General features: G+C 49.1%; 1 protein-coding gene. It reads right to left on the reverse strand.

Going from position 1 to position 719, the window contains the following annotated elements; genetic code table 11:
- Nucleotides 1-199: 199 nt before the first annotated feature.
- Nucleotides 200-571: a helix-turn-helix domain-containing protein gene (locus Xbud_RS19220; RefSeq protein ID WP_041379902.1), complete on the reverse strand. Its 372-nt coding sequence runs from the start codon at nt 569-571 to the stop codon at nt 200-202.
- Between the last annotated feature and the right edge of the window lie 148 nt (nt 572-719).

Raw genomic sequence — 719 nt, forward strand, 5'->3', positions numbered from 1 at the left:
CCGGTGCTGCGGTCTTCGTGGCGGGTGCGGGCATACCCCACCTTATAGCTGCGCCGGGCTTTTGAAATCGCTAAATCTGCATTACAATCGCGGTTAGCCATAAATCAACTCCTGCTTAGTTGGTTGTGGTTAGCGGTTGTGGCAGGTTGCCGCCTGCTCCATCCGCGTTAAAAAATCCTTTCTCTTAGCTGTCTGTCTTTTACTGTTGTGCCTGTGCAATTACCGCATCCAGCATCTCTGAAACCAGCTTCTGCTTAGCGCGGGGCAACTGGCTAATAATCTGTATCTGTTGCTCAAGCCGTGAAGCCGGTCCCCGTTTACGGGGGATCGTGTCGCTCTCTTCGCCGAACAGCTCTTCCAGTGAAACAGAAAGTAACTTTGCTATCTCAGGCAGGACAGAGATCTGGATCCGTCTTCTGCCCGCTTCCCATGACTGAACCGCTTGCTGAGAAACGTTCAGTGCCTGAGCCAGTTGCGCTTGTGTGAGTCCGGCGTGTTTACGCAGGGCAGAAATCCGCTGACCTAACGTCATCATAAATACCTGTTCTTCACTACTGATGGAGGCGGCCATAGTCGTTGTTACCGATGTAAAAAGTGACTGAATGACCCTAATCTACAACATGTTTTACATCTTACTGTTGTAAATACTACCAGCTGTAGTATATGATTGTCGAGTTATTTTTATCCAAACCCTATTGACAGGTTTTTACAGGAGGTCA

Source organism: Xenorhabdus budapestensis, assembly GCF_002632465.1.
Lineage (GTDB): Bacteria > Pseudomonadota > Gammaproteobacteria > Enterobacterales > Enterobacteriaceae > Xenorhabdus > Xenorhabdus budapestensis.